Source organism: Geobacillus vulcani PSS1 (assembly GCF_000733845.1).
GTDB lineage: Bacteria > Bacillota > Bacilli > Bacillales > Anoxybacillaceae > Geobacillus > Geobacillus vulcani.
The window spans coordinates 1,312,279-1,338,421 of the sequence record NZ_JPOI01000001.1 but is presented as its reverse complement, the minus strand read 5'-3'; the positions used below and the strand labels follow the sequence as shown (position 1 = coordinate 1,338,421).

Below are 26,143 nucleotides of genomic sequence, written 5' to 3'. Positions count from 1 at the left end.
ACACATGGTGGACAAACCATTGTTGGCCATCGTCGTCCCATGCTACAACGAAGAAGACGTGTTGCCGGAAACGATCCGGCGGCTGACCGCTTTGCTTGAGCAGCTGCTCGAAGAAGGAGCGGTCGCCATCGGCAGCCATATCGTTTTTGTCGACGACGGCAGCCGCGACCGGACATGGACGCTCATTGAAGAAGAAAGCGAACGAAACCCCTTCGTAGCGGGCATCAAGCTCGCGCGCAACGTCGGTCATCAGCGGGCGTTGCTCGCTGGGCTTGACACCGTCCGCGCGTACGCCGATTGCGCCGTGTCCATTGACGCCGATTTGCAAGACGATGTGGAGGCGATCCGCGAATTTGTGCAAAAATACCGCGAAGGATATGACATTGTATATGGCGTGCGGCGTAGCCGAAAGACAGACACGTGGTTCAAGCGTACGACCGCCCAGGCCTTTTATCGGTTCATGCAGGCGCTCGGAATCGAGCTGATTTACAACCACGCCGATTTCCGTCTGATGAGCAAGCGAGCGCTCGATGAACTGAGCCGCTATACGGAAGTCAATCTCTTTTTGCGCGGATTGGTGCCGCTTGTTGGGTTCCGCTCGACGTGCGTCTTTTACGACCGACATGAGCGTTGGGCCGGACAATCGAAATACCCGCTCAAAAAGATGCTCGCCTTCGCCTTTGACGGCATCACCTCCTTAAGCGTCGCACCGATTCGCGCCATTACGCTCATCGGGTTTTTGGCCTTTCTCATCAGCGGTGCGGCTGGGCTGTACGCCCTCATCAGCAAGTGGCTCGGGCGCGCGGAATCAGGCTGGACGTCGCTCATGATTTCCGTTTGGTTCATCGGCGGGCTGATGCTGATGAGCCTCGGCCTCATCGGGGAATATATAGGAAAAATTTATCAAGAAGTGAAACGGCGGCCGCGGTTTGCGATCGAAACGACCGTGCAGCTGCCGCTTCCGTCAGAAAGGGAGAAAACGCCGGCCCGCTTATAGAACGTCATAGATGATTCACGGGCCAATATAAAGATAAAAAGGACGCCTCGGGCTAAAAGCCGAGGCGCCCTTTTCTTTTTATCCGTCATCATTGGCCCGCTCACGACGAAAACAGCACACCAAGCGCTTTTTTCAGCTGCACATCATGCTTCGGGTCGCGGACGGCTTCCATAATTTTTGTTTGCAGCGCATCCGCCGTCGCCTCATCGATGCGTCCGGTAACAGGCAGCTGATTCGCTTTTTGGAACGCTTGGACGGCCTGTTCGGTTTCTTTGCTGAAGTAGCCGTCCGTGCGGCCCGGGTTGAAGCCAAGCCCTTTGAGCATTTTTTGCGCATTGGCGATTTGCTCGTCGTTCATGTCATACCGAAGCGGTTTTTCCACATGAAGCGGAGCGACGTGGAAGTAATCCGGCTGCACCACCGCGACATCCGGCTTAATGCCTTTTTTATGGATCCAATGCCCGTCCGGCGTCAGCCATTTGTACAGCGTCAATTTGATGTTGCTGCCGTCGCCCATCGGAATCGCCTGCTGCACCGTCCCCTTGCCAAACGTCGTCTCGCCGACCAGCTTGTAGCCGCCCGCTTCCTTCATCGCACCTGCCAAAATTTCCGACGCCGAGGCGCTTCCTTTGTCGATGAGCACAACGATAGGGTATGGCTTTTTCGCCGTTAAATCGGAATAAAACTTTTGCCGATCGCCATCGCGTTCTTCAATTTGTACATATGGTTTGCCTTTCGGGATGAGCTGCTTCAAAATTTCCTCAACGCTTTGCAAATAGCCGCCCGGGTTGCCGCGCACATCGATGATCAAGCCATCAATATGTTCGGCCTCAAGCTTCGCCAATTTCTTTTTAAAATCGGCGGCCGTGTTTTCCGAAAACGACGTAATTTGCAAATAGCCCGCCTTTTTGCCGTTGTATGTTTTGATCGAGTCATACACCGTCTGAATCGGAATTTCGTCGCGGACGACCTTGACTTTCATCACGTTTTTGACACCGGGGCGCAAAATGTCAAGCTCCACCGTTGTTCCTTTCTTGCCGCGGATTTTCAATACCGCTTCATATAAATCAAGCCCTTCCAGGCTTTCTCCGTTGACGCGCAAAATTTGGTCATTCGGCTTCAGCCCCGCTTTTTCCGCCGGCGAGTTTTTGATCGGAGCAACGATCGTCACCTTGCCGTCGATCATGCTCACTTCGGCGCCGATCCCCTCAAACGACGAGTCGAGCGACTCGTTGAACTGCTCGGTCGTCTTCGCATCCATGTAGACGGAATACGGATCATGGAGCGTGTTGATCATCCCTTGAATGGCGCCTTCCGTCAGCTTTTCTTCATCCACTTTCTCCACGTACCGATTCTTAATGAGCTCATAAGCTTGTCGGATTTTCTTCATCTCTTCGCTGTCGCTCGTCGACTTGGACGGCTCATTCGAAACAATCGTCGAAAGCGAGCCTTCCGCTGGGCGGTCCGCCAACTGAAGGCCAGCGTACGTCCCTCCCGCCCCAATGAGCATCGATATGGCCATCAATGCGGCCGTCGTCGATTTTTTCACGTTGCTTCCTCCTCACCCTAAACCTGCCCTTTCCATTGCCTGCAACAGAAGGGAAAGGGGGTCTCTTCTCGTTCTCCTTCGGTGAAGCAAGCGGACGCCTCTGCCGCCTAGACGGCGGCGGCTTCCGCCAATGAGAAAAGGAAAAGCACCGCCTCACGCCGTGCCATGCCTTTATCTCCATCATATGTTAGGCTTGTACCGAGTATGCTCATTCGTTGTCTATCCTTTACTAGTTTACACGCTCCTTGTTGATTTCTCAACTCATACAGAACGGAAAAAAGAGGCGCCCCTCGCCCTTGACGGCGAACGATGCCTCTTCTTGATTCGTCTTCTTGGCACGATCTAGAAGGCTGGTGAAAAACAACAGATTCGCTCGATTTGTGGGAAATTAAAAGGAATGAAATGATGACGTTACAAGGTTTTTCAATTTGAGAAACATTGTTGGAGAGCAGTATTTCCCCTTAAATCACCGGCCTCCTAGAATGGAAGCCAAACCAATGAACCGCACAAAAACGAAACGCTTTCACCCCTCTTTTGGCAAGTCGATGAGCATCAACCGCGATCCTTTGTTCGTTGTGAGGCCAAGAACCGGCGTTTCCGTGATGCGGGCCGCATCGCGCCGTTCGAGATGGACCTCGCCGTTTAACGTTAAATCTCCCTCAATGACAAAGACAAAGATGTTCCGCCCTTCTGGCTGAGTAAACGTCAGCTCATGCCCGGCTTCCAAATCGGAAAGATAAATCGTCAAATCTTGATGAATGTGAGCAATCCCCGGGGAAGACGGGTGTTTCGTGACAATCGGCAACAAGGCGTTTTTCATCTTGTCGACCGGAAACTCGGTTCGCTCGTATGACGGCGGCAATCCGTATTGTTCCGGCAAAAACCAAAGTTGCAAAAAATTCACTTCTTCTGTCGCCGACGGATTCACTTCCGAATGGACGATGCCGGTGCCGGCCGACATCCGCTGCACGCCGCCAAACGTCGTCACCGCTTTATGCCCGGTGCTGTCTTCATGTTGCAAGTACCCTTTCAACACGATCGACACAATCTCCATCTCCCGATGCGGATGAGCGCCAAAGCCAGCAAGCGGCGCCACGAAATCGTCGTTTAACACCCGCAGCGGGCCAAACTGGATGTTGTTCGGATCGTAATACTCGCCAAACGAAAAGCTATGGTATGTTTTCAGCCAGCCGTAATCGGCGTAATAACGGGATGAAGCCCGGTCGATGCGGATCATTCCTTCTTCACTCCTTAAATAGATGGTCGTTTTTTTAAAAATCTCGAATTCGAGATAATTATACAAAAAGAAGAAGAGACCTGTCAATGACTGGAACAAACAGGCCTCGATCCTTCCCCATCGTCGAATGCTTTTCATCGGTCATCTGTCCCTTTCAGCAACAGGTCAATCATCGAAACGACAGCCCCCGTTCGAAGGCTTCATCCCGCGCAGCACGATAACTTCGAAACATCTTGGTCAAACGTCAGCGCCGCCAGCTTCAGCCCTTCCGCCATCGTTAAATACGGAGCCAACGTGCGACGAAGGTCATCGATCGTTAATCCGAATTGAATCGCCAACGCTACGGCGTAAATGACCTCGCCGGCATGGTCCGCGACGATGTGGGCGCCCAGCAGCTTGCCCGTCCGAGCCTCAGCGACAAGTTTAAACACCCCCGTCGTTTCCCGATTGACGATGGCGCGCGGCACCGCCTCAAGCGGCAGGACGGACGTTTTCACGTCATACCCGTTTTCTTTCGCCCGCTGTTCGGTCAACCCGACAGTGGCGATGGCCGGATGGGTGAACGTTACCGCCGGAACGACGGCCGTATCCCAGCGCTTGTTCAGCCCGCCGACGGCATTGGCCGCGGCAAGGGCGCCTTGATGGGCGGCGACATAGACGAACTGCGGGCCGAGCGTGACATCGCCTGCCGCATAAATATACGGGTTCGTCGTCCGCGCATATTCATCAATCAAAATTTCTCCGCGCGCCCCGACTTCCACACCGGCCGCCGGCAAATTCAACGCCGCCGTGTTCGGCGTCCGCCCCGCCGCCACAAGCAGTTCATCCGCTTCAACGACCCGGATGCGTCCGTCCACGTTCACATACACGTTTTTCGTATTCCCGTCTTGTTCGACCCGTTCAAATGAAGCACCGGTGATGACGCGGATGCCTTGTTCTGTGAGCGCCCGCGTCATCGCTTCGGAAATTTCCGGGTCATACTCTTTCAGCAGGCGCGAGCTTCGCTGCATCAACGTCACCTCCGAGCCGAGATGGTGGAACAGCTGCCCGAGTTCCAGCCCTATAGATCCGGCGCCGATGACGGCGAGCCGCTTCGGCACTTTTTTCAGTTCAAGCAAGGTCGTGCTGGTCAAGTAGTCGACATCATGAAGTCCCGGAATATCCGGCACGGCCGGGGAAGCACCTGTCGCAATCAAAAACCGTTTCGCCGACAACGTTTGGCCGTTGACTTCAATCGTTTGACCATCGACAAATCGTGCTTCCCCTCGGATGAAATCGAACCCGTACTCTCTGATCAAGTCTGCATATTTCGCTTGGCGAAGCTGCTCGACCAGTTCATTTTTTTGCTTCACTAACAGCGCCAAGTCCACCGGACCGGCCGATGTATGGAGTCCAAGAAATGGATGATTCTGTGCCAACGCCTGGATTTCACCGGCCCGAAGCAATGTCTTGGATGGTACGCAGCCGATATTGACGCATGTCCCCCCGACTGTGCCGCGTTCGACCATGGCGACTTTCGCTCCATATTTCACGGCTTCAATCGCTGAAGAAAACGCGGCCGCGCCGGAACCAATGATGATGTAGTCATACTCTCTTTCGCCAGCAGTGGCAGGGCTGGCTGGTGCGGCGACCTCCTCGATATCCCCCGGCTCGTAATGAGCGTTTTTGACCGCTTGTCTCGCCATGTCAACGTCGGCGTCCTCGGGCAGCGCGAATACTGCTTCACCGCGCCGGAAGCTGACATCCATCAGCTTAGCCCCAATCGCCTCCAGCGCTCTGGCGACATGTTGTTCACAACCGGTGCATGTCATGCCTTGGACGGTCATTCGATATGTTTTCATGGTAAAAAACACTCCTTATCAACAAATGTCTAACAGCGGGTCATGCGAATCAATAGGCAATGGTAAGTAGCTGTGATCTCCCCGTGCACCAAAAAGCGCTGTTCGTATTCGCGCATCATGGCTTTGAAGACAGACGGACGTTGGCAATAGCGGCCAACCATGCTATTCGTGGCACCGATATGACGCAGCGATAGAAAAAAGTCACGGACAGATGGAAATCGCTCCGTTTCCATCCATTCAAACCCATCAATGTGGGCAGCAGGGGCAGCTTGCTGGCAGCGGTCGATCCATTCCGCCAAGGTTGGAAAAGCCGGGCCGATGCGAAACGGTTCATGGATGTTCTCCGCTTTCAGCGCCAACGAAAAGGAAGTGTGCAATTCGTGGAACGTACGGGCGCCGAAAGTGGAAAACACAAGACACCCTCCCTCACTTAACGCCCGGTAGAGGCGGGCGATCGTGTTGACGGCGTCATTCAGCCATTGAAACGTTGCATTGGAAATGATTAAATCATACGGCTCATTCCATGTCATATCCTCGATATCCGCGCATATCCATGTCACATCTTCGCCGCAAACCCGTTCCTGTGCAACGGCGATCATGCCTGGCGCAATGTCGACTGCGGTCATGCGCGCGTGCGGGAACATACGGCACAGTTTTTCAGTGAGATAGCCTGTGCCGCAGCCAACTTCTAAAATGTTGTGGGGGCGTATGCCAATGCAGTCAGCCAATAGATCGGCCATTGTTTTTTGGACATTAGCGAACTGGTCATACGTTTTCGCACGCTCGCTAAACCGCTTTCGCATGAGCTGCTTGTCAATCATCGGTCTCACCAACCCATGTTTGAATAAGATGAACACATGTCTCGGTTTGGGTCCAAAATGGAACGTGCCCTGTATCGGGCAACAACGCCATGGTGGCGTTGGGAGCGTGCTCAGCGATATAGCGCGCTGCAGCGGGTGGACAAATCGCATCTTGCTCGCCGTGGACGACCAGCATTGGGGCGGAGATATCCGGCAAAAACGGACGTGCATCGGCCTCGACCAAATAATCAAGCCCGATCAGCAGTTCATCAACCCGATCGCAGTAAAAAAATGCGGAAATATCGCCCTCTTCGCTTTTGGACCATAATGAAGCAAGAAACGCAGCGATCGTGTCAGCCGGCCGTGCTTGCAGCTGTGTTTTCATCCTCTTGACGATCCGCGGATGCCATCCGGCTTCATAACCGTCTTCGGCAACAAAACGGCTCGTGCCGCCGATCAAAATAAGGCGGGAGACCCGCTCGGGGTAAGCATGGGCCAACTCCAGCGCCACAAGCGAACCGAGCGACCAGCCGATGACTGCTGCGCGTTCCTGAAGCGCCTGTTCCGCTCGTTTTCGAAAGCAATGGATCGTTTCAATTCCCTTCCATTCGACGGCTGTCACGTTTCCGCTTAGTGATAACGAATCGAGCAGCGGGGCAAAAATCCCCGCTTTCATTCCCCATCCCGGAATGCAGACGATATTCATCGGATCCCCCCTCACTTTGCGCCGTCATGTACAAAATCCACTTGGGGCGCTAGTTGGTTTCCCCCAAGCTTCGGTCCTTCACCTTGATCTTCTCATCCCGTAAATCGCATCTGTCCCCCTTTCACTGCTATTTGTAAACCAATAATAAATAAAAGTTTACATTAATCGTATCACAGGCAAGCGATGGCCACAATCTTTTTTCATTCCCAGCGGGTTGAGGAGGATGTCCCACATTCATCACCGCCAAAACCAAAATAGCATCAAAGCGGAATGGCAGGGAATTTGCCTGCCGATGATGTCAAATCAATCAAAAAAATACGCAACTTGTCCTGCCAAAAGACAGACAAGTTGCGCAATGCCACCTACCGTTCGAAATTAGAAAGGAATATAGTCAAGCGGATTGACCGCATTCGTTTTCGCCTCGTTCCAGCCGCCGCGGTGCAGTTCAAAATGAAGATGCGGACCGGTCGAATGACCGGTATTGCCCATGTAGCCAATCACTTGCCCTTTGCGGACGTGCTGCCCTTCGCCAACAAGACGCGCTTCCAAATGGGCGTACACGGTCGTATAGGTTTGCCCATTAATCACATGACTGATGAAAATGACGTTGCCATAGCTGCTAGAATAGTAGGACCGGAACACGATGCCATCTGCGGCCGCCACAACGGGAACGACAGCAGCCCGCTTGCCGATGTCGACTCCCGGATGGAAGTCCGTGCCGCCAAACCGGTAGCCAAAGCCCGAGGTGATCGGCCCGTTGGCCGGCCGGGTAAACGCTCCGCTCGATACAGGCGGCGTGCTGCCGCCGGATGGCGTTTCCCCTGACGATGCTTCACCACTGTCAGACCAAGTGTACGTACGCGCCCGTTGTTTCGCTGCTTCTTCCGCCCGTTTTTGCCGCTCAAGTTCGGCAAGCTGTTGTTTCACTGCCGCTTCTTGTTTGGCGATCAGCTCTTTTTCCTCTTCGAGCGCCATCTTATGATCATGCTCTTCTTCCTCTCTTTGCTTCAAATCGGCCATCAGGCGATTTTTTTGCTCCAGCTGGCCCGCGAGTTCGGCCTGCAGCTGCTTCAATTCTTGCAAATCCGCTTGCAACTTGTTCCGCTTCTCCGTTAATTCGGCTTCCTTTTTCTCTTTTAACGCTTTATCGGCTTCCTGCTCGTGGATGATTTGTTGGTCCGCTTCCATGATCGTCGTCACGGCGCTCATCCGGTCAATGAAGTCGCTGAAGCTTTGCGCGCCAAGCAATACTTGCAAGTAGCTGATCGTCCCGCCGCTTTCCTGCAAGGAACGGAGCCGCTCTTTCAAAATTTCATTTCGCTTTTCAATGCGTTCTTGAATTTCGGCAATTTCTTGTTTTAATTCGTCAATGGCTTGCTCCGTTTGGTCAATGTCGACGCTGACGTTGCGGATTTTGCCGCTCGTTTCCTCAATGGCCATGTTCAGCTTTTCAATATCGTTGGCGACTTGTTTTTGCTGCGATTGAAGGGCTTCGATGTTTTTTTGCGCCTCGCTGATTTGTTCCTGCACCTCTGACCGCTTCGAACGAAGCGCGTCGATCTCCCCTCGCTTTTGTTCGATATCACGAGTGCTGACGGCATCCGCCGCTGGCGGCAGAACGCCAAGACCGAGCGCCGCGGCGACGGCGAGCGCCATCATGTTTTTCTTCTTCATCGCTTTCCCCTCTCCCTATGTATGATTCTTTTTTACACTTTCAAAAACTTGCGCACGGACATGACGCTTCCCCAAATGCCGATGCCCGCGCCAATCGCCAGCAGCAGTGCGCTCAACTGCCACATAAACGGCGAAAACGGAAGAAGTTCAAAAAACGGCAAGGAAACCCGCTGTTCATACACTTGATACACGTTGTAGTACACGATCGAAAGCGCCGCGATCGGGAAGAGAGCGCCGAGCATTCCAAGCCATAACCCTTCCAAAAAGAACGGCCAGCGGATAAATCCGTTCGTCGCACCCACGAGCCGCATAATTTCGATTTCGCGACGGCGGGCGAAAATCGTAATTTTGATCGTGTTGGAGATGAGAAACATTGCCGTAAACAACAATCCGAGAATGAGTACGAGCCCCACGTTGCGCGCCACTTTCAGCGCGTCAAACAGCCTCTCGACCGTCCCTTGGCCATAATTGACTTTATGGACGAACGGCAATGTTTCGATTTGTTTGGCGATTTTCACCGTATCTTGCGGGCGGGCCGCTTTTACGACGTATACATCGCTCAACGGGTTGTCCTGTTCAAATAATCGGAACGACGAGCCTTCGTCCCCCATGCTTTTGATCAGCCGCTTCAGCTCTTCATCCTTTGATGAATAGCGCACTTCCTTGACGTTTGGAATGGCTTCAATTTGCCGGCGCAAAGCGTTTTTTTGCTGGTTGTCGGCCGTCAGCTCGATATGGACGCGAATTTCGACATCGTTTTCGACTTTTTGGGCAAAATGGTTGATGTTGAACATGACGACAAAAAAGACGCCGACAAGCAACAGCGTCACCGTAACGGCGCTCGCGGACGCAAACGTCATCCAACCGTTGCGGCCAAGGCTTTTGATGCTTTCCCGGACGTGGCGCTTAAACGTATGAAGCGTCATAGCCGTATTCCCCCCTCGCCTCGTCGCGGACGATTTTCCCGTTTTCGATGGCGATGACACGCCGCCGGGTCGCGTTGACGATCTCTTTGTTGTGAGTCGCCATCACAATCGTCGTTCCCCGGTCATTGATTTTTTCAAACAGCTCCACAATGCCCCATGAGGTTTCCGGGTCCAAGTTTCCTGTCGGTTCGTCGGCAATCACGATTTTCGGGGAGTTGACGATTGAGCGGGCGATCGAGACGCGCTGTTGTTCGCCACCGGACAATTCGTTCGGATAAGAGCGGATTTTATGTTTGAGGCCGACTAGGTCGAGTACTTCCATCACTTTTTTGCGGATCACTTTCGGCGATTCTTCAATGACTTCCAAGGCAAAGGCCACGTTTTCGTATACGTTGAGCTTCGGAAGCAACTTGAAATCTTGGAACACAACGCCGATATGGCGGCGCAAAAGAGGAACTTTGCTGTCTTTCAGCTTGGCAAGGTTGACGCCGTTGACCATAATGGTCCCGCTCGTCGGCTTTTCCTCGCGGTACATCATTTTAATAAACGTCGACTTCCCAGCTCCGCTGGGCCCAACGACGTAGACGAATTCTCCTTGCTTGATGCGAACGTTGATGCCGTTTAACGCCACAACGCCGTTTGGATAAGTTTTGTATACATCTTGCATTTCAATCATCATAATCACCTAATTTTCGACTATATAGATGCAATTTGAGGCCTTCATATTTACGGCTTGGATCATTTGATCGACTGTCGAGCGGCCGAACAACGCCCCTTTCAGACCCATGCATGGGTCTGTGAAGCGAGTGGTTGTCCGCCCCCGCCACGCCTTAGCGTGACGGGGGCAAGCCACAGGCTTGCCCTCGACAGTCGAAAATGGATAAACATCTTTTCCGTCAAGCATATTTCACTTGCTGCCATTTCTCGAGCTGTTTCGCGTGAATCTTGCAAAATTCCGCAAGGATTATTATAACACGATTTTCTATTGTCGAATTTTACATTTATATTTCAAATCGGGAACGATGGAGAAACTAGGACAAAAGACGCAAAAACAGAAAACACCGCCCAGTTCTTGAGCGAACAAGGCGGTGCACTTTCCTTGAGTGAAACGATCTTTTCTTTCAAAGAGTCAGAAACATCCATCCATTATTTTTTCGCGGCCAGCCACTCGGCCACTTTGTCGGCGTCTTCCCCTTTAATGATTCCTGCCGGCATCGCGCCGCGGCCGTTGGCGATAATGTTTTTAATTTCATCTTTGGAATACTTGCTTCCAACCTTTTGCAAGTTCGGGCCGACCCCGCCCGACAGGTCTTGTCCATGACAGGACGCACAGTTTTGTTTAAAAATTTGCTCGGCGGACGCGGCGGTATCCCCTCCACCATTGTTGCCGTTGTTGTTCCCAGCGTTATCCCCGCCGCCTCCGCATGCCGCGAGCGCGAGCGAAACGCCAAGGAACATCGCAGCCAACTTCCATTTCATGGCGAACTCCCCCTCAAACGAAAAATTCCGTTCCCCATTTATTATAACCGATTTCTTCCCCTGTTACGTACGTTGAAATCCCTCGCCGAGCACCTCAGCAGCGTTCGCAACGATGACAAACGCTGTCGGATCAATGGTTCGGACGATTTGTTTCAATTTCGTGAACTCCGATTGGGCGACGACGCACATCAACACCGGGCGCTCATGTTGCGTGTAGCCGCCATACGCCGGCAAGCGCGTCACTCCGCGGTCGATTTCGTGTAAAATGGCGCGGCGCACTTTTTCCTCTTCTTTTGTAATAATCAGAGCGATTTTCGAATACCCAAGCCCGACTTGGACGAGATCGATCGTTTTGCTTGTCACATACAACGCGATCAATGCATAGAGCGCCCGTTCGATATCAAACACAAACGCCGCGGTCAACACGATCAAGCCATCGATGAAAATCACGCACATCCCAAGCGACAGCCCGGTATATTTATGGATGATTTGCGCCGCCAAATCAGTGCCGCCGGTCGACGCCCGGCCGCGAAACACAATGCCAAGGCCGAGCCCAACGCCGATGCCGCCAAAAATCGCGCCAAGAAGCGGATTTGTCGTCGCCGGCTCCATCTCTTTCGTCAAATAGACAACAAGCGGCAAAAACACCGTCCCCACGAACGTTTTCACGCCAAACTGCCGGCCCAAAAGCACAACACCAGCGATAAAGAGCGGAATGTTGAGCGCCCATTGGACATACGCCGGTTCAATGCCGAACAGCGCATGCATGATCGTGCTGATGCCGCTCACTCCGCCCGAGGCGATCCGATTCGGCAGCAAAAACACGTTAAACGCCACAGCGACGATCGCCGCGCCGATTAGAACATACGCATACTCCAAAGTCGCCTCCACCGCTGGAGGCATGTTCTTCTCTCTTCGCTTCCGCATGCTTCCCCACCTTCCTCTGTGAGTATAGCATGCCCGTTTTGGCAAGTAAATGACAGCCGATTAACGCGATAGCGATCTGCTATGCTAAAGGAAAAAAGGACGATCCGATGATCGTCCCTTTACTTCAACTTCGCACGTAAATACGCGTCAATAAACACATCAATCTCCCCATCCATCACCGCTTGCACATTGCCGACCTCGACGTTCGTCCGATGGTCTTTGACAAGCGAATACGGATGGAAGACGTACGAACGGATCTGGTTCCCCCAGCCGATTTCTTTTTGCTCACCGCGCAGCTCGGCCAGTTCAGCTTGCTGTTCCTCGAGTTTCTTTTGATACAGTTTCGCTTTCAACATATTCATCGCTTTTTCGCGGTTTTGGATTTGCGACCGCTCCGATTGGCACGTGACGACAATCCCGGTCGGCAAATGGGTGATGCGCACCGCCGAATCGGTCGTATTGACGTGCTGCCCGCCCGCGCCGCTGGAGCGGTACGTGTCAATCTTCAGCTCATCCGGACGAATCTCGATTTCGATGTTTTCGTCCATCTCCGGCACCACTTCGCATGACACAAACGACGTGTGCCGGCGGCCCGAGGCGTCAAACGGCGAGATGCGGACAAGCCGGTGCACCCCTTTTTCCGCTTTGAGATACCCATAGGCATTCCGGCCTTTGATGAGCAGCGTGACGCTCTTGATCCCGGCTTCCTCGCCCGGCAGGTAGTCGAGCGTTTCCACTTTAAACCCTTTTTTCTCCGCCCAGCGCGTATACATGCGCAACAGCATCGACGCCCAGTCTTGCGACTCGGTGCCGCCTGCGCCGGGATGGAGTTCCAAAATCGCATTGTTTTGGTCGTACGGTTCGTTGAGCAGCAGCTGCAGCTCGAACTCGCTGAAGTCTTTCATCAGCTTTTTCGCTTCCTCTACAAGCTCGGCTTGCAGTTCGTCATCCGGCTCTTCCTTAAGCAGTTCGTACGTCACTTCCAAGTTGTCAAACCGTTCTTCAAGCGAGGAAAATTCCTCGACGAGGTCTTTGAGCGCATTCGCTTCGGAAATGACTGCCTGCGCCGCCTTCTGGTCATCCCAAAAGTTGGGCGCCGCCATCCGTTCTTCTAATTCGCGAATACGCGCCTGCTTCGTGTCGAGGTCAAAGAGACCCCCTGATTTCCGCTAATCGCTTAGCCATTTTCTCGAGCTCTTGCTTAATTTCCACCAAATCGATCATGTTGTCCTCACCTCATCATGAATATAGTATGCCAATGATTCATATCTGCCATTCAAAAGGGAGGCGGAGCCTCCCTTTATTATTTATAAACGGTTATACCACTCTTCCGCAACAATGTTTATATTTTTTCCCGCTACCGCACGGGCACGGGTCGTTGCGGCCGACGCGCACCGCCCGGCGAACTGGTTTTCGCTTCGGCTCCTCGCCGTCTTCTTTCGGGTGAACCGCTTCGCCTTTGGCCACCTCTTGGCGCTCAAGGTTATGGTGGATTTCCGCCTTCATGATATAGGTGGCGACTTCCTCTTCAATCGCAGCGATCATGTTTTCGAACATCGCATACCCTTCCATTTGGTATTCGCGCAACGGGTCGACTTGCCCGTAGGCGCGCAAATGGATGCCTTGGCGGAGCTGCTCCATTGCGTCAATATGGTTCATCCATTTCATGTCAACGGCGCGCAAGACGACGACGCGTTCAAACTCGCGCATTTGTTCCGGCGGAATTTGCGCTTCTTTTTCATCGTAACGCGCTTTGACTTTCTCCCAAATGAGCTCGATCATCTCTTCGGGCTCTTTGCCGTGCAAGTCGGCTTCCGTCACATCGCCTTCCGGAAGCAGATGGGCGTTGAGATAATCCACGAGCCCTTTTAGGTTCCACTCTTCCGGCAAGTCTTCTTTCGGCGTATGGGCATGGACGACGCGTTCAATGACCGATTGGATCATCTTTTCGATAATGCCGCGCAAGTTGTCGGAATCGAGCACTTCGTAGCGCTGGCGGTAAATGATTTCCCGCTGTTCGCGCAGGACATCGTCATATTGAAGCAGCTGTTTGCGGGCATCGAAGTTGTTGCCTTCCACCCGTTTTTGCGCCGACTCGACCGCTTTCGTCACCATTTTGCTTTGAATCGGCTGCGAGTCGTCCATCCCAAGGCGGTCCATCATGGCCATGAGGCTCTCGGAACCAAAGCGGCGCATCAACTCATCCTCAAGCGACAAGTAAAACTGCGACACCCCCGGATCGCCTTGGCGTCCCGAGCGACCGCGCAGCTGGTTATCGATCCTCCGGCTTTCGTGACGCTCCGTGCCAATGACGGCCAATCCGCCGAGCTCTTTGACCCCTTCGCCGAGCTTAATGTCCGTCCCGCGCCCGGCCATGTTCGTCGCGATCGTCACCGCGCCTTTTTGCCCCGCTTGGGCAATGATCTCCGCCTCTTTCGCATGGTTTTTCGCGTTTAAAACGTTGTGCGGGATGCCTCGTTTTTTGAGCATCTCCGACAACATCTCGGACGTTTCGATCGCCACCGTGCCGACGAGCACCGGCTGCCCTTTCGCATGGCGGGCGGCGATGTCCTCAACCACGGCGCGGAACTTCCCTTCCATCGTCCGATAAATCAAATCCGGACGGTCTTCACGAATGACCGGACGATTCGTCGGGATGACGACGACGCGCATATTGTAAATGTTGCGGAACTCTTCCTCTTCCGTCTTCGCCGTCCCCGTCATCCCCGCCAACTTTTCATACATGCGGAAGTAGTTTTGGAACGTAATCGTCGCTAAGGTCATCGACTCGTTTTGAATCTCGAGCCCTTCTTTCGCCTCGATGGCTTGATGCAACCCGTCGCTGTAGCGGCGGCCGTGCATCAAACGCCCGGTGAACGGGTCGACGATGATCACTTTTCCGTCTTGCACGACGTAATCGACGTCGCGCTGCATCGTTACGTGCGCCCGCAGCGCCAGCTGAATGTGGTGGTTGAGCGTGACGTGTTTCAAATCAAACAAGTTGTCGATGCCAAACGCCCGCTCGGCTTTGTTGATCCCTTCTTCCGTCAGCTGGACGCTTTTCGTTTTTTCATCGTATGTGTAATCGACATCTTTGCGCAACGTGCGCACAAACGCATTCGCCTGCACGTACAGCTTTGTCGACTTTTGCGCCGTGCCGGAAATGATGAGCGGCGTCCGCGCCTCATCGATCAAAATCGAGTCGACCTCGTCGATGATCGCGTAATAGAGCGGCCGCTGCACAATATGCTCCTTATAGAGGACCATGTTGTCGCGCAAATAGTCGAAACCAAACTCGTTGTTCGTTCCGTACGTAATGTCGGCATTGTACGCCGCCTGCTTTTCTTCGCGCGACATACCGCTCAAGTTCAAGCCGACGGTCATGCCTAAAAACTCATACAGCTTGCCCATTTCCGTCGCATCGCGCGTCGCCAAGTATTCGTTGACCGTCACGACATGCACGCCGCGCCCCGTCAAGGCGTTCAAATAGACAGGCATCGTCGCCGTCAACGTTTTCCCTTCCCCGGTTTTCATCTCGGCGATGTCGCCTTCATGCAAGACGACGCCGCCCATAATTTGCACTTTATATGGGTACAAACCGAGGACGCGCTTCGCTCCTTCGCGCACAACAGCAAACGCCTCAACAAGCAAGTCATCGAGCGATTCGCCTTGCTGATAGCGGGCTTTAAACTCCTCGGTTTTTTGCCGCAGCTGTTCATCGGACAGTCGGGCCATCTCCGGACCGAGCGCATCCACTTGATCCGCAATTTTCTCCAGTCTTGCCAACTGACGCTTGTTCGGGTCAAATACTTTTTTTAAGACTCCAAGCATAGGAAACGCTCCTTATTTTTCATGGACTCACTTATTCATCATATCATTATACAGGGATCAGTGACAACTGTTGTACAGGCTGGGAGAGGGGCATGTCCAAGAGAGGGGATCACGCCTTGGACGGAAGCTGCTCAATCACCGCTTCCGCATGGTGAAGGCGCCGATTCAGCGCATCAATTTCAAAACTTTTCTCCTCCACTTTTTCACGAATTTTGCGAAGTCATAGTTGCACATCATCCACAAGCTGCGTTTCGACGCGATAAAGCGTTTCTTTCACTTTCGCCAACTCCGCTTCCACACGGTCTAATCTTGTTCAAGACGGCTGATGCGCCCGTTCATTTCATCGACGCGGCCTTCAAGCGCTTCAACGCGAGCCGTCAGCGAACCCATTTGCCCGCTCATTTCTGCTAAACGGCCGTCGATCTGCACAAAACGCTCATTAATTTGAGCAAAGCATTCGTCAATCTGGGCAAACCGTTCATCCATCTGTGCAAACCGTTGGCGAGTTTCTTCTTGAAACGCCAAAAATCCTTGTTCCATGTTATCCAACTTGGACCATATTCGACGCAGCAGTTCCTCCATCGTTCCCCCCTTTTGCTTCCTTCACGCATATTATAACATCCCCTGCCAAAAAAAGCAGGGGATGCGCATAGAAGGGTGATTCAATTCGCCTCGATCAGTCCGTACTTTCCGTCTTTGCGGCGGTAAACAATGTTCGTCCGGTTCGTTTCCGCGTTCGTGAAAATGAAGAAGTTGTGCCCTAACAAATTCATCTGCAAAATCGCTTCTTCGCTGTCCATCGGCTTCAAGCTGAAGTGCTTCGTGCGCACGATTTCAAACTCCTCTTCATTCTCCGCTGCGGAAGCGCCGATCGAGACAGGGGCAGCCAGCTTCGCTTCTTTCTCACGGTCACGCAGCTTCCGATTGACTTTCGTTTTATGTTTGCGGATTTGCCGCTCCAGTTTATCGGTTACTAAATCGATCGCCGCATACATATCCTCATGGCGCTCTTCAGCGCGCAGCAACAAATGCGGCATCGGAATGGTCACCTCGATTTTCCCTTGTCCATCGTTGTAAACTTTTAAATTGACGTGCACATACACATCATCAGTGCCATCAAAGTAGCGTTCCAGTTTCCCGATTTTTTTCTCTACATACTCGCGCAACGCTGGCGTGACTTCGAGGTTTTCTCCGCGAACGTTATACATCATCGCTGACCACTCCTTATCTTAAAACTGTAGATCCCTACATTCTTCTATTACCCATCAAATCCCTGCTTCAATCAAAAATATTTTCGAAGATTTTGTGAAAAACATAGGAAAATATGGTAAGATAGGCATAGGTGTTTTTTCTTATGATGTGGAAGGTACGGAGTGTGTGAACGAATGCGAAAGATCCATATTTCCCATGCGAAAAGCGGCGACATGCTTGCCGTCGACTTATTCGCCGCCAACGGCAGCGTTCTTTTGTCGCGCGGCGTGCGGCTGACCAGCGGCTACATCCGTTCTTTAGCGCAAAAAGGGGTTCAATACATTTATATTGACGACAAACAAACATATGACATCCGCCCGCGCCCGCTCATCAGCCCGACCGTGCGCCAACAGGCGGTGAAAAAAGTGTATGAGACAATGACGGCGCTGATCAATCAGAAAAAACTGCTTCACCGCGTCTCGTCGCTCGATTTAGGAAAAGAGTATGAAAAAGTGTTCAAAAACATTTTGGATTACTTGCTGAAACAGGAAAACTTGCTCATCAATCTGTCGGACTTGGTCATCTCCAACGGCTACTTTTTCCACCATTCGGTCAACGTGGCGACGATCGCCGGTGTCATCGGCATCGCCAAAGGCTACCGCCCCGAGCAGCTGCTCGACCTTGGCATCGGGGCGTTGCTGTTTGACATCGGCATGACCCAGCTGCCCGATGGCCTTTGGCGGAAAAAAGGCGAACTGACCGAAGAGGAAAAGGAAATCATCCGTCGCCATACGTATCTCGGCTTTGAACTCTTGCGACGCCAGCGCAACATTTCGCTTTTTTCCGCCCATTGCGCCCTGCAGCACCACGAGCGGTGCGACGGCAGCGGCTACCCGCGCGCGTTGTCTGGAAACGAGATTCACGAATACGCCCGCATCGTCGCTATCGCCGACGTCTTTGACGCCTTGACATCGGCGCGCTACCACCGAAAACAATATTCGCCGCACGAAGCGGCTGAATACTTATCCGCCGCTGGCGGCGTTCTCGACTTTGAACTCATCCCGAGTTCGACAGTCACTAGGCAAACAAAATGCCTCTCATCCCTTGATACCAAAGGGACGAGAGGCATTTGGGCATACTTTGGGCGTGTATCTAGGTGCGAGGATGAATGCCTAGAATCTTCGGAGGAGGCTCCAGCCCTAGAGCCGCAAAGAATTGAGCCTGTTTGGCCGTCAGTTCGGTTCGTTGATAAAGGTCACCGTTTTTTGAAGAAAAATGTCCAAGCATGAGACGTTCGCATTCGTCCCTTACGTTCGGCCACGATTCATGGGTTCGAATCTCCACGATCCGAACTAACAAGAGAGCAAGCCAACTGAGCAGCACATGTGCCCGAATGCGGTCTTCCAAGCGATGATACATAGGCCGCAATTCCAATGTAGACTTCAATGTTCGGAAGGCCTGCTCAATATCCACCAGCTGCTTATACCCGATGGCGACATCTTCGGCAGACAAGGTGTCATCGGATGTCCGGATGAGATATTTGCCGTCGTACTTTTCCGCGTCACGAACCGCTTGCTTGTCGATGCGAAGGGTTCCGTCCTTCAACTGGCGCAAGTATTTTCCGTAGGACGGATGGGAACGCAACCGGCAGGTCGCCTTATGATGGGCTTCGTTTGGGAGTTGGCGAAGCCCTTTTAACTCCTCTTTCAGCGATTCGAGCAGCTTTTCTCGCTCCTTGCGTTGGCGTTCGGCTTCGCTGGGATTGTACACGAGAACATAGCGCTGACGCGCTTCTCCGTCGCCGACGATGATTTCTTTGATGTGCAAATTCTCGTCCACTTCATGATAACGTCCGCGACGGCTTAAGGCCTCTTCGACGGCGGCTTTGCCGGATCGCATTTTTTCGCCGACAATGTAGTGTCCGCCGGCCTGTTGCAAGATTCGCAAATTCTCTTCAGAGGAAAAGCCGCGGTCCATGACGCTGATCACACGTCCAAGCTTCCAGCCAATCAAGTCTTGTTTCACCTGTTTGATGACCGTCATGTCCATCGTATTGCCAGGCCATACCCAAGCGCGAATCGGGATTCCTTCCCGGGTGACAGCCAGCCCAATGACGATTTGAACCAAGTCTGGGCGTTTGTCTTTCGAGAATCCTTGTTTTCGAAGCGATTCTCCTTCCGGTGTTTCAGAGGGATCCACTTCGAAGTACGACGAAGTCGTATCGAAGTAAATCAAGTCGACTTCCAAATTCAATAAATCGGCCACAGCATGGAACACTTGACGTTCCAATTCCGGCTGCACGGCCAGCAGTTCATCCATCGCCCGGTACAACTGGTGGCTGGCGGCTTGAGGAAGGTGAGGGATATACACGTCTTTCTCCACCCACTCCTCCATCGCCAACTTGCTTGACGGATGAAGGGCGCGATTCGCCACCATGGCAAAAATCAGCCGTTCCAGCGAAATCTGGTGATGTCGGGAGGTAAACAAGGAGTGGAGAATCTCTCCCAACCCCAGTTGTCTCCAGAGCTGATCCAAGAGCCAGACGCCGCCGAGGTGTTTGCATGACTGGAATTGAAAGTCATCGGAAGCTTCTCCTGTCAACGTTTCGACTTCCCAAGCCTGCTCAGGAGAAAGGAATCGCGAAATGCTTTTGGCCAGACGCTCCAAGACAGCGCGATCCACTTCGTCTTCGCGCCCGAACGAATAAATCACCTTCGCTTTCGCATATTTGGCCTTCGGATCCCATTCGTTGTGAGCAAGCTGGAGATACGCCACGGTTGTTCCATCTTTGTTTTTGCGTGTAACTCGTCGTATGTACATGCCTATATTATAAATTATAAACTTTATTTTTAAAAGGGAAAATTAATAAATCGTGTGCCTATTAAATTCGACGTTTTTTTCTAGGGGAGGCGTGGTGAAACCCTTGATATAACAGCATTTTGGCCATTTTCATTTGCCTAAAATGACCTCAAAACTGTCGAACTCGGGCTCATTAAACTGTTTCTTTCCTACATCGCCATCTACCCGGTCGCCACGACGGTGCTGCTCAACACCGGGCACGTCGGCGTCGTCTCGCAAGTGTTTCCCGGCTTCCCGCTCCGCCCAGTCGTCCGTGTCATCAAAAACCCTGCGGGCGAGGAGCTGAAAAGCCCTTATGAGATTGACTTGCGAAAAGAAATGAACATCACCATTGTCAAGGCCATTTGCCCCCCTTGCCGCCCACAGCAAAAACAGGCGAACGAACGCTTTGTCTCATTCGCCCTGCCGCACAAAAGCGGGTGCCCTCGCTTCCATCAAGAGGACACCCGCTTTCACTTGAATGGCTGCCAAAGCGCCGCCGTTCGTTCTTCACTGCACGACATACCGCCGCAGCCGGCCGGAAACCGCCGCCTTCCAAGCTTGAAACGCCGGTGACAACCGTCCGCAAACAATCCGCTCCTTTGCCGCTGCATCAGAAAACTGCCCGTCAAGTGCCGCGGCCGCGTCGAGCACATCGACAAACCGTTCAAGATGCTGGACGAAATCGTTCTCCTCAGCGAACAGCTGCTCTAGATACACATTCGTCTCGCCGATTTTCCCAAGCGCCAGCAACACATCCGAAAGCAGCACGTCCGCATGCATCCGCCGCGGGTCAGAAAAGCTCGCTTCAACATAGTCGAGCCCTTCTTCGACTGTCTCGAGCAACGCGGCGTATTGGCGGATGATGTCCAGCGCGTCGCTCGTCAATTTTGCCATATCCATTCCACCTATCGCCGTTTATCGTAAAACATTCCATCGAACGAAAGCGGCTGCTCGTACGGATGAACATAGCGGGCATTCGCCTGCCGCTTCGCCTCGGTGATCCGCAAATCGCTGCCAATCTCATCGCGCACTTGACGAAGCCGCGCTTCAATCTCTCGATTCCAAGCAACGATCTCGCGGCCAAGCCGCTGCTCTTCCTCGCTGTATGGCGGCCGCAGCTCCCGAAGCCACTCTTCACGCCGCCGAAGCAGCTCATCCACTTGCACAAGCCGCGCCTCGCGCTCCTCAGCTGGCCACGGCAGAGCGGTCGCTTCGAGCAATTCGCGCGTCAACTGCCAAACTTCGCGCACGCTCATTACGCCTGCCCGCCTTCCGCGTATTGGCGCTGCCGATTGAGCTGAATCACTTGCTTCCACGTATCGCGAAACTCCGTGACATACCCTTCCACTTCATCCAAAATCGCCGCATCGTGCTTCACATTCGCCTCGACCAGGCGGCGGTAGATGTAGTCATACATCGTCATCATCGATTTGGCGACGTCATATTCCATTTTCAGCGTCGCCATCAATTCCAAAATAATCTTTTGCGCTTTAATCAAGTTCTCGTTGCGCGCCGCCACATCGCCCGCTTCTATCGCCTGGCGCGCGAGCTTGATAAACTTCAAGCAGCCGTTATACAGCATGAGCGTCAGCTCGCCAGGCGACGCCGTCTGCACGGCGTTCGTTTGGTAGTGTTGATACGGATTGTTCGTTGCCATCCCGATCACTCCTCTTCTATGATGTTCACCCCATCGCAAAGCCAGCAGCTTATTCAGCGCAACGGGCCGCGTCGACCCCGTTCACCGCTTACAGCGCCGAACGTCCTTTATTCGTTGCCGCTCGTGAGCGGGTTCGCCTCTTGACTCACTGTCGCCGCGATGGCGGCCTTAGCCTTCATCCGCCGATCCGTTACCTTTGCATGCCGCCGCCAAAGGCGTTCATCAAATACATGCTTTGCTGATTGGCGCGCTGAATCGCCTCTTCCATCGCGGTGAATTGGCGATAGTAGCGGTCTTCAATTTGTTTCAAGCGGTCTTGAAAACGGTCAATCTGGTCATTAATTTGAATCAAGTCGCGTCCGATCGCAAACTGCTGGTTCGTCCAAATCGTCTTCCCCGCCTTCTGCTCAATCTTTCCGATCGTCGCCTTGATCGTATCGCGCAAACGGCGGGCAAGGCCTTTTTCCGCTTGATTCGTGCTATCCTGATTAAACAGCTGGTACACCGCTTCCGGGTTTTCTTTAATCTTCTCCCGCAGCTTCGTCTCGTCAATGATCAATTTCCCGCCATCGAGGTAGTTCGACGACGTCGTGATGCCAAGCTGCGCCAACTGCGAAAACCCGCTCGGGATGTTCGTTCCTTCGACTTTCGTATACAAATCCATCCGCATTTGGCTGAGGGCGCTCGACAAAATCGAATCGCCGCGAAGCATGCCGCTCCGTGCTTTTTCTTCCCACAGCTCCACTTGTTTTTCCGTCATCGCTTCTTTTTGCTCATCGGTGAGCGGCGGATAATCGCGGTAGCGCTCTTCTTTCAACTCGGCGTTGATTTTGGCGATCACTTCATTGTATTTATCGACAAACCCTTTTATCACGTTCACCATCGCGTCGACATCGGTCGAAACCGACACCGTCGCCGTCCCCGTTCCCTTCACGGTATACGTCACGCCATTAATCGTAAACGTGTTCGACGAACGGGTCGTCGTCAAGCCGTTCAACGTCACTTGCGCGTCTTGCCCCGCTGTTTTTCCTGTCAAATCCTGCCCTGCCGCGGCTCCCGTAAACCCAAGCTTTTGCGCGAAAAAGTCAGCCGTCGTCTGATCAGCGAGCACCAAGCTCGCCTGCGCCCCCGTCTCTTTTTTCATGATCGAAATCCGCCCGGTTTTTTCATCGTAAAACGCGCTGACGCCAAGATCGGCATTGTTGTTGAGCTGGGCGATCAACCCGTCCAGCGTCGTTCCTTGTTTCACCGTGATCGTCGCCTGCTTCGTGCTCCCATCCCCGTTCGTCACATTGATCGTCAACGTCGTATCAGCGGCAACGGAAAAACTCGCCTTGTCCACCCTTACCGCTTCATCGGACAGCCAGACGGCCGAGGTGGCCACCCGATCGACCTGAATCGTCGTCGCCACATTCGCCGCGCTGGAGCTCGCGGTCGCCGTTACGGCCGCCTCATTCGAGCTTGAGACCGTTTTTTTGAGCATGCTGCTTTGGAGAGTGATGTTCGAAAACAAGTAATCATCCAGCCCTTGCAACAGCGTGTTCATCGCCCGGTAATCATCGCGCTGCCACTCGAGCAGCTGCTTTTTTTGCTGGAGCTTATCCAGCGGCATCCGCTCTGCTTTCATCAAATCTTTGACGATTTGATCAATATCCATCCCGCTCGCCAAACCGCTAATGCGCAAATTCCCTGCCATCTGTCTTCACCACCGTTAAATTTTTCGATCCACCAACAATCCGACAAACTCCATCATCGCTGCATACATATCCAGCAGCTTTTTCGGCGGAATTTCGCGGATCACCTCATGCGTCTTTTCATCGACCACTTGCACGTAGTACTCATTCAGCTCCTTATGCAGCTCAAACCGAATTGATGTATGACTCGGCTGCAACAACTCATTCAGTCCATTGACCACATTCTCCAACTCATCGTGCGAAAACAGCCGCGCAGGAGAAGAAGCAGACTCTTCCCGTTCCGGCGGCCGCACCGCCGCCACCCCAGCGCTCGCCTTCGCTTGGTCATTTCGCATCGGTTCATACGAAGGAAACGAAGAAGACAACCGTTCAATCGTCATACGATCCGCTCCTTTAGTTTTGGACGCTTTCTATCGTTTATATCGGATGGGAAGCAGGAGATGTAAAGGGGGGAAGAGCAATTTCATGCGAACGAAAGGCGACTCGGGGAGATGTGGGATAATGAAGATAGCAAAAACAAAAGAGAGGGGCCGGGAAAATGATGCTACGTTATGTCCGACACCGGGTCCTCTCTCGCACCAGAATTCCGCTCGTCTCAAGTAACTGCTCGGGCCGTTTAAACCGATATTGATCAAAATCATTAGGCATCATAACAATCAACCCATAATCATCGAGCCAATTAATAAAAATGCATTTTCCGCTTCGCTTTCTCAGTATACCATTTATAACACGTTGAGCCGTATAACCCGAAATATTCAGCAATCCATTTTTGGCCGCCTTACTACTTTAGAGATTTTCTGTCCTCGCCTTGTTATGCAGCAGAATCCATGTTGCTCGTCAAACTCTAAGGCTTAACGATTCCCACGGTAGTTTCTATATCAACATGTTCAATCGCTCAACAGCTTTTTCATATCCTTCATTCGCAGCTCGCTTATAAAAACTGATTGCTTTCTCCGTTTGTCCCGTTACTTCGTAAAATACTCCAAGGTTGTAAGCTGCTAGAAAGCTACCCGTCCCCCGCACTCGATCATAGTTGTCTGTTTCTCCAATCTCAAGGCAACGGACAAATGACTTTTCAATGAATGGAAATAGATGAGCATATTGGTCCGAATTACAGAAAGCTGCCTCCATATAAAATAAAGCGCATGCAAAATGGAAATCTGGTAAGTCTTGCAGTTTTTCTTGCTCCATCGCTATTAATTGTAATCCTTTTTCAAATGAACGATTAGCCATGAGTACATATAAATAATCTACAACTAAACTATGACGATACCAAGCATATGAGGAAGCAAGCGAATGACTTTTCTCAAAATATATTTCAGAACGGACGAACTGTTGCAATAATTTATATTGCTTACCGATCTGATATAAAATATAGTCGTCCTCCGGGTGCTTCTTTAGTTCCTGTAACAATAGCTCTAAGTTTCTTTCTGTTTTATTAGTTTGAATATAACCATCATGGTACACTTCGACATTAATGTTTTCACGTGGCAAGGTCGAATCAACCTGCTCGTGAATTTTCCCAGTGTATTTAACACCTTTAGGTAACAATCGTGATAAATACGACTGGGCATGTCGTTTTTCACCATTTTGAATAAATTCATCGATTCGTTTGATACGACCTATCCTTTGACAACCATTTTCAAGAAAATGACGAATCTCTCTTCCACAGTCATTAACCACATACTCATCGGCATCCAGCACGAGATTCCAATCACACGTTGATTGCTCGAGTGCATAATTTCTGGCTGCCGAAAAGTCTTGCCTCCATGCAAAATTGAAAACTTTTGCACCGAATGAATAGGCAACTTCCCTTGTATCATCCGTTGACCCTGTATCAACAACTATCATTTCGTCCACTATATTTTTGATACTCTGCAAACAGCGACCTAAATTTTGTTCTTCGTTTTTTACGATCATAACCAAAGCTAGGGTTTTCAATGTTTCACCTCATACGCATGTAAAAATTCTCGCAATGCATCACGCCAATGACGAAGTAGTTCAAACCCATTTAATCGTAATGCCATATGGTCAAAAACAGAATAAGAAGGACGGGCTGCTAGTCGGAGATAATCTTTCGTCCCGCAACGTTGAACACGGACATTGACTCCCATCTCGGAGAAAATAATTTTAGCAAACTCATACCAAGAACAGTAGCCTGTATTAGATATATGATACAATCCATATTTTTCTGTTTGGACAAGTTCATAAATTTTTTGCACTAAATCTACTGCATATGTAGGGCATCCATATTGGTCATCAACAACTAAAATTTCTTCCTTCTCTTTTGCAAGTCGTAACATGGTTTTCACAAAATTATTTCCATAAGCCCCAAATACCCAAGATGTACGAACAATAAAAAACCTAGAATGAAAATCGCGCACAAATTGCTCGCCTGCCAATTTACTTTTTCCATAAATATTAATGGGATTAGGACTGGAAAACTCATGATAAGGCACCCTTTGTGCACCATCAAATACGTAATCTGTACTAACATAAACAAGCTTTGCCCCTACCTTTTCAGCAGCTACAGCTACATTCCTTGTTCCATATGCATTAACGAAAAAGGCCTTTTCTTTTTCTTTCTCTGCTTCATCGACTTTTGTATACGCACCTGCATGAACAACAACATGGGGATGAATATGCCCGAGCACACTTATCACTTGTTGAGCATCTGTAATATCAAGCTCATCTTTATCATATCCATAGACATTCCATTCCATTTGTCGAAACCATTTGACTAGTTCCTTACCTAGTTGTCCCTTTGCCCCTGTAACAACGACCTTCAGATTA

Annotated in this window: 23 protein-coding genes and 1 pseudogene; 2 read left to right on the top strand and 22 right to left on the bottom strand. The window is 51.8% G+C overall.

What is annotated here, in order from left to right:
- Positions 1-4 precede the first annotated feature (4 nt).
- Complete coding sequence (locus tag N685_RS0107115) at positions 5-997, top strand: glycosyltransferase family 2 protein (RefSeq protein WP_031407083.1); 993 nt, start codon at positions 5-7, stop codon at positions 995-997.
- 100 nt (positions 998-1,097) lie between these two features.
- Here the strand turns inward: N685_RS0107115 and N685_RS0107110 are convergent, their stop codons facing one another.
- From N685_RS0107110 to hpf, 14 genes are all read right to left on the bottom strand, one after another.
- The gene (locus tag N685_RS0107110) at positions 1,098-2,546 is read right to left on the bottom strand and encodes a S41 family peptidase (RefSeq protein WP_031407081.1); all 1,449 of its coding nucleotides are present in this window, start codon (positions 2,544-2,546) and stop codon (positions 1,098-1,100) included.
- Positions 2,547-3,069: 523 nt separating this feature from the next.
- The gene (locus tag N685_RS0107100; protein ID WP_031407079.1) at positions 3,070-3,783 is read right to left on the bottom strand and encodes a pirin family protein; all 714 of its coding nucleotides are present in this window, start codon (positions 3,781-3,783) and stop codon (positions 3,070-3,072) included.
- Between the two features lie 200 nt (positions 3,784-3,983).
- A complete protein-coding gene (gene merA, locus N685_RS0107095; RefSeq protein WP_031407077.1) occupies positions 3,984-5,624 on the bottom strand; it encodes a mercury(II) reductase in 1,641 nt (546 codons plus the stop codon).
- 29 nt (positions 5,625-5,653) lie between these two features.
- A complete protein-coding gene (gene bioC, locus N685_RS0107090) occupies positions 5,654-6,445 on the bottom strand; it encodes a malonyl-ACP O-methyltransferase BioC (RefSeq protein ID WP_031407075.1) in 792 nt (263 codons plus the stop codon).
- Positions 6,438-7,130, bottom strand: coding sequence for an alpha/beta fold hydrolase (locus N685_RS0107085; RefSeq protein WP_031407073.1), 693 nt, complete (start codon positions 7,128-7,130; stop codon positions 6,438-6,440). The genes bioC and N685_RS0107085 overlap by 8 nt, the downstream gene beginning before the upstream one ends.
- Positions 7,131-7,505: 375 nt before the next feature.
- Positions 7,506-8,804 (bottom strand): murein hydrolase activator EnvC family protein, encoded by a 1,299-nt coding sequence (locus N685_RS0107080; protein WP_031407072.1) that lies wholly within the window; start codon positions 8,802-8,804, stop codon positions 7,506-7,508.
- A gap of 32 nt (positions 8,805-8,836) precedes the next feature.
- Positions 8,837-9,730 carry a permease-like cell division protein FtsX gene (gene ftsX, locus N685_RS0107075; RefSeq protein WP_031407070.1) on the bottom strand — a complete coding sequence of 298 codons (894 nt, stop codon included), beginning with the start codon at positions 9,728-9,730 and terminating at the stop codon, positions 8,837-8,839.
- A complete protein-coding gene (ftsE, locus tag N685_RS0107070; RefSeq protein ID WP_031407068.1) occupies positions 9,711-10,406 on the bottom strand; it encodes a cell division ATP-binding protein FtsE in 696 nt (231 codons plus the stop codon). Before ftsE ends, ftsX begins: the two co-directional genes overlap by 20 nt.
- Before the next feature lie 470 nt (positions 10,407-10,876).
- Positions 10,877-11,209 (bottom strand): cytochrome c551, encoded by a 333-nt coding sequence (gene cccB, locus N685_RS0107065; RefSeq protein WP_031407066.1) that lies wholly within the window; start codon positions 11,207-11,209, stop codon positions 10,877-10,879.
- A 63-nt stretch (positions 11,210-11,272) separates the two neighbouring features.
- Positions 11,273-12,136, bottom strand: a complete 864-nt coding sequence (locus tag N685_RS0107060; RefSeq protein WP_031407064.1) for a YitT family protein — start codon at positions 12,134-12,136, stop codon at positions 11,273-11,275.
- 119 nt (positions 12,137-12,255) lie between these two features.
- A protein-coding gene (gene prfB / locus N685_RS0107055) for a peptide chain release factor 2 (RefSeq protein ID WP_156961381.1) occupies positions 12,256-13,360 on the bottom strand; the annotation gives its coding sequence in 2 pieces (ribosomal slippage) (positions 12,256-13,284 and positions 13,286-13,360; 1,104 coding nt in all).
- A 93-nt stretch (positions 13,361-13,453) separates the two neighbouring features.
- A complete protein-coding gene (gene secA, locus N685_RS0107050) occupies positions 13,454-15,967 on the bottom strand; it encodes a preprotein translocase subunit SecA (protein ID WP_031407060.1) in 2,514 nt (837 codons plus the stop codon).
- 303 nt (positions 15,968-16,270) lie between these two features.
- Complete coding sequence (locus N685_RS20220; RefSeq protein WP_337588979.1) at positions 16,271-16,549, bottom strand: hypothetical protein; 279 nt, start codon at positions 16,547-16,549, stop codon at positions 16,271-16,273.
- 80 nt (positions 16,550-16,629) lie between these two features.
- Positions 16,630-17,178 carry a ribosome hibernation-promoting factor, HPF/YfiA family gene (gene hpf, locus N685_RS0107040; protein ID WP_020756759.1) on the bottom strand — a complete coding sequence of 183 codons (549 nt, stop codon included), beginning with the start codon at positions 17,176-17,178 and terminating at the stop codon, positions 16,630-16,632.
- 174 nt (positions 17,179-17,352) lie between these two features.
- On the opposite strand from hpf, the pseudogene N685_RS0107035 reads away from it, so the two are divergent.
- A pseudogene (locus N685_RS0107035) lies at positions 17,353-18,219 on the top strand (HD-GYP domain-containing protein); the annotation flags it as partial.
- 91 nt (positions 18,220-18,310) lie between these two features.
- Here N685_RS0107035 and N685_RS0107030 read toward each other — a convergent pair.
- The 8 genes from N685_RS0107030 to rfbD all read right to left on the bottom strand — a co-directional run bounded on the left by N685_RS0107030 (position 18,311) and on the right by rfbD (position 26,139).
- Entirely contained in the window at positions 18,311-19,978 is a 1,668-nt protein-coding gene (locus tag N685_RS0107030; RefSeq protein WP_031405759.1) for an IS1634 family transposase, read from the bottom strand.
- A gap of 528 nt (positions 19,979-20,506) precedes the next feature.
- Entirely contained in the window at positions 20,507-20,893 is a 387-nt protein-coding gene (locus N685_RS0107020; protein ID WP_031407048.1) for a hypothetical protein, read from the bottom strand.
- A gap of 11 nt (positions 20,894-20,904) precedes the next feature.
- Positions 20,905-21,255 carry a flagellar protein FliT gene (locus tag N685_RS0107015; RefSeq protein ID WP_031407046.1) on the bottom strand — a complete coding sequence of 117 codons (351 nt, stop codon included), beginning with the start codon at positions 21,253-21,255 and terminating at the stop codon, positions 20,905-20,907.
- Entirely contained in the window at positions 21,255-21,656 is a 402-nt protein-coding gene (fliS, locus tag N685_RS0107010) for a flagellar export chaperone FliS (protein WP_031407043.1), read from the bottom strand. Before fliS ends, N685_RS0107015 begins: the two co-directional genes overlap by 1 nt.
- Before the next feature lie 190 nt (positions 21,657-21,846).
- Entirely contained in the window at positions 21,847-23,352 is a 1,506-nt protein-coding gene (locus N685_RS0107005; RefSeq protein WP_031407041.1) for a flagellar hook-associated protein 2, read from the bottom strand.
- 15 nt (positions 23,353-23,367) lie between these two features.
- Positions 23,368-23,730 (bottom strand): flagellar protein FlaG, encoded by a 363-nt coding sequence (gene flaG, locus N685_RS0107000; RefSeq protein ID WP_031407039.1) that lies wholly within the window; start codon positions 23,728-23,730, stop codon positions 23,368-23,370.
- 493 nt (positions 23,731-24,223) lie between these two features.
- Positions 24,224-25,291, bottom strand: coding sequence for a glycosyltransferase family 2 protein (locus N685_RS0106995; RefSeq protein ID WP_031407037.1), 1,068 nt, complete (start codon positions 25,289-25,291; stop codon positions 24,224-24,226).
- Positions 25,288-26,139 (bottom strand): dTDP-4-dehydrorhamnose reductase, encoded by an 852-nt coding sequence (gene rfbD / locus N685_RS0106990; RefSeq protein WP_031407035.1) that lies wholly within the window; start codon positions 26,137-26,139, stop codon positions 25,288-25,290. Before rfbD ends, N685_RS0106995 begins: the two co-directional genes overlap by 4 nt.
- Between the last annotated feature and the right edge of the window lie 4 nt (positions 26,140-26,143).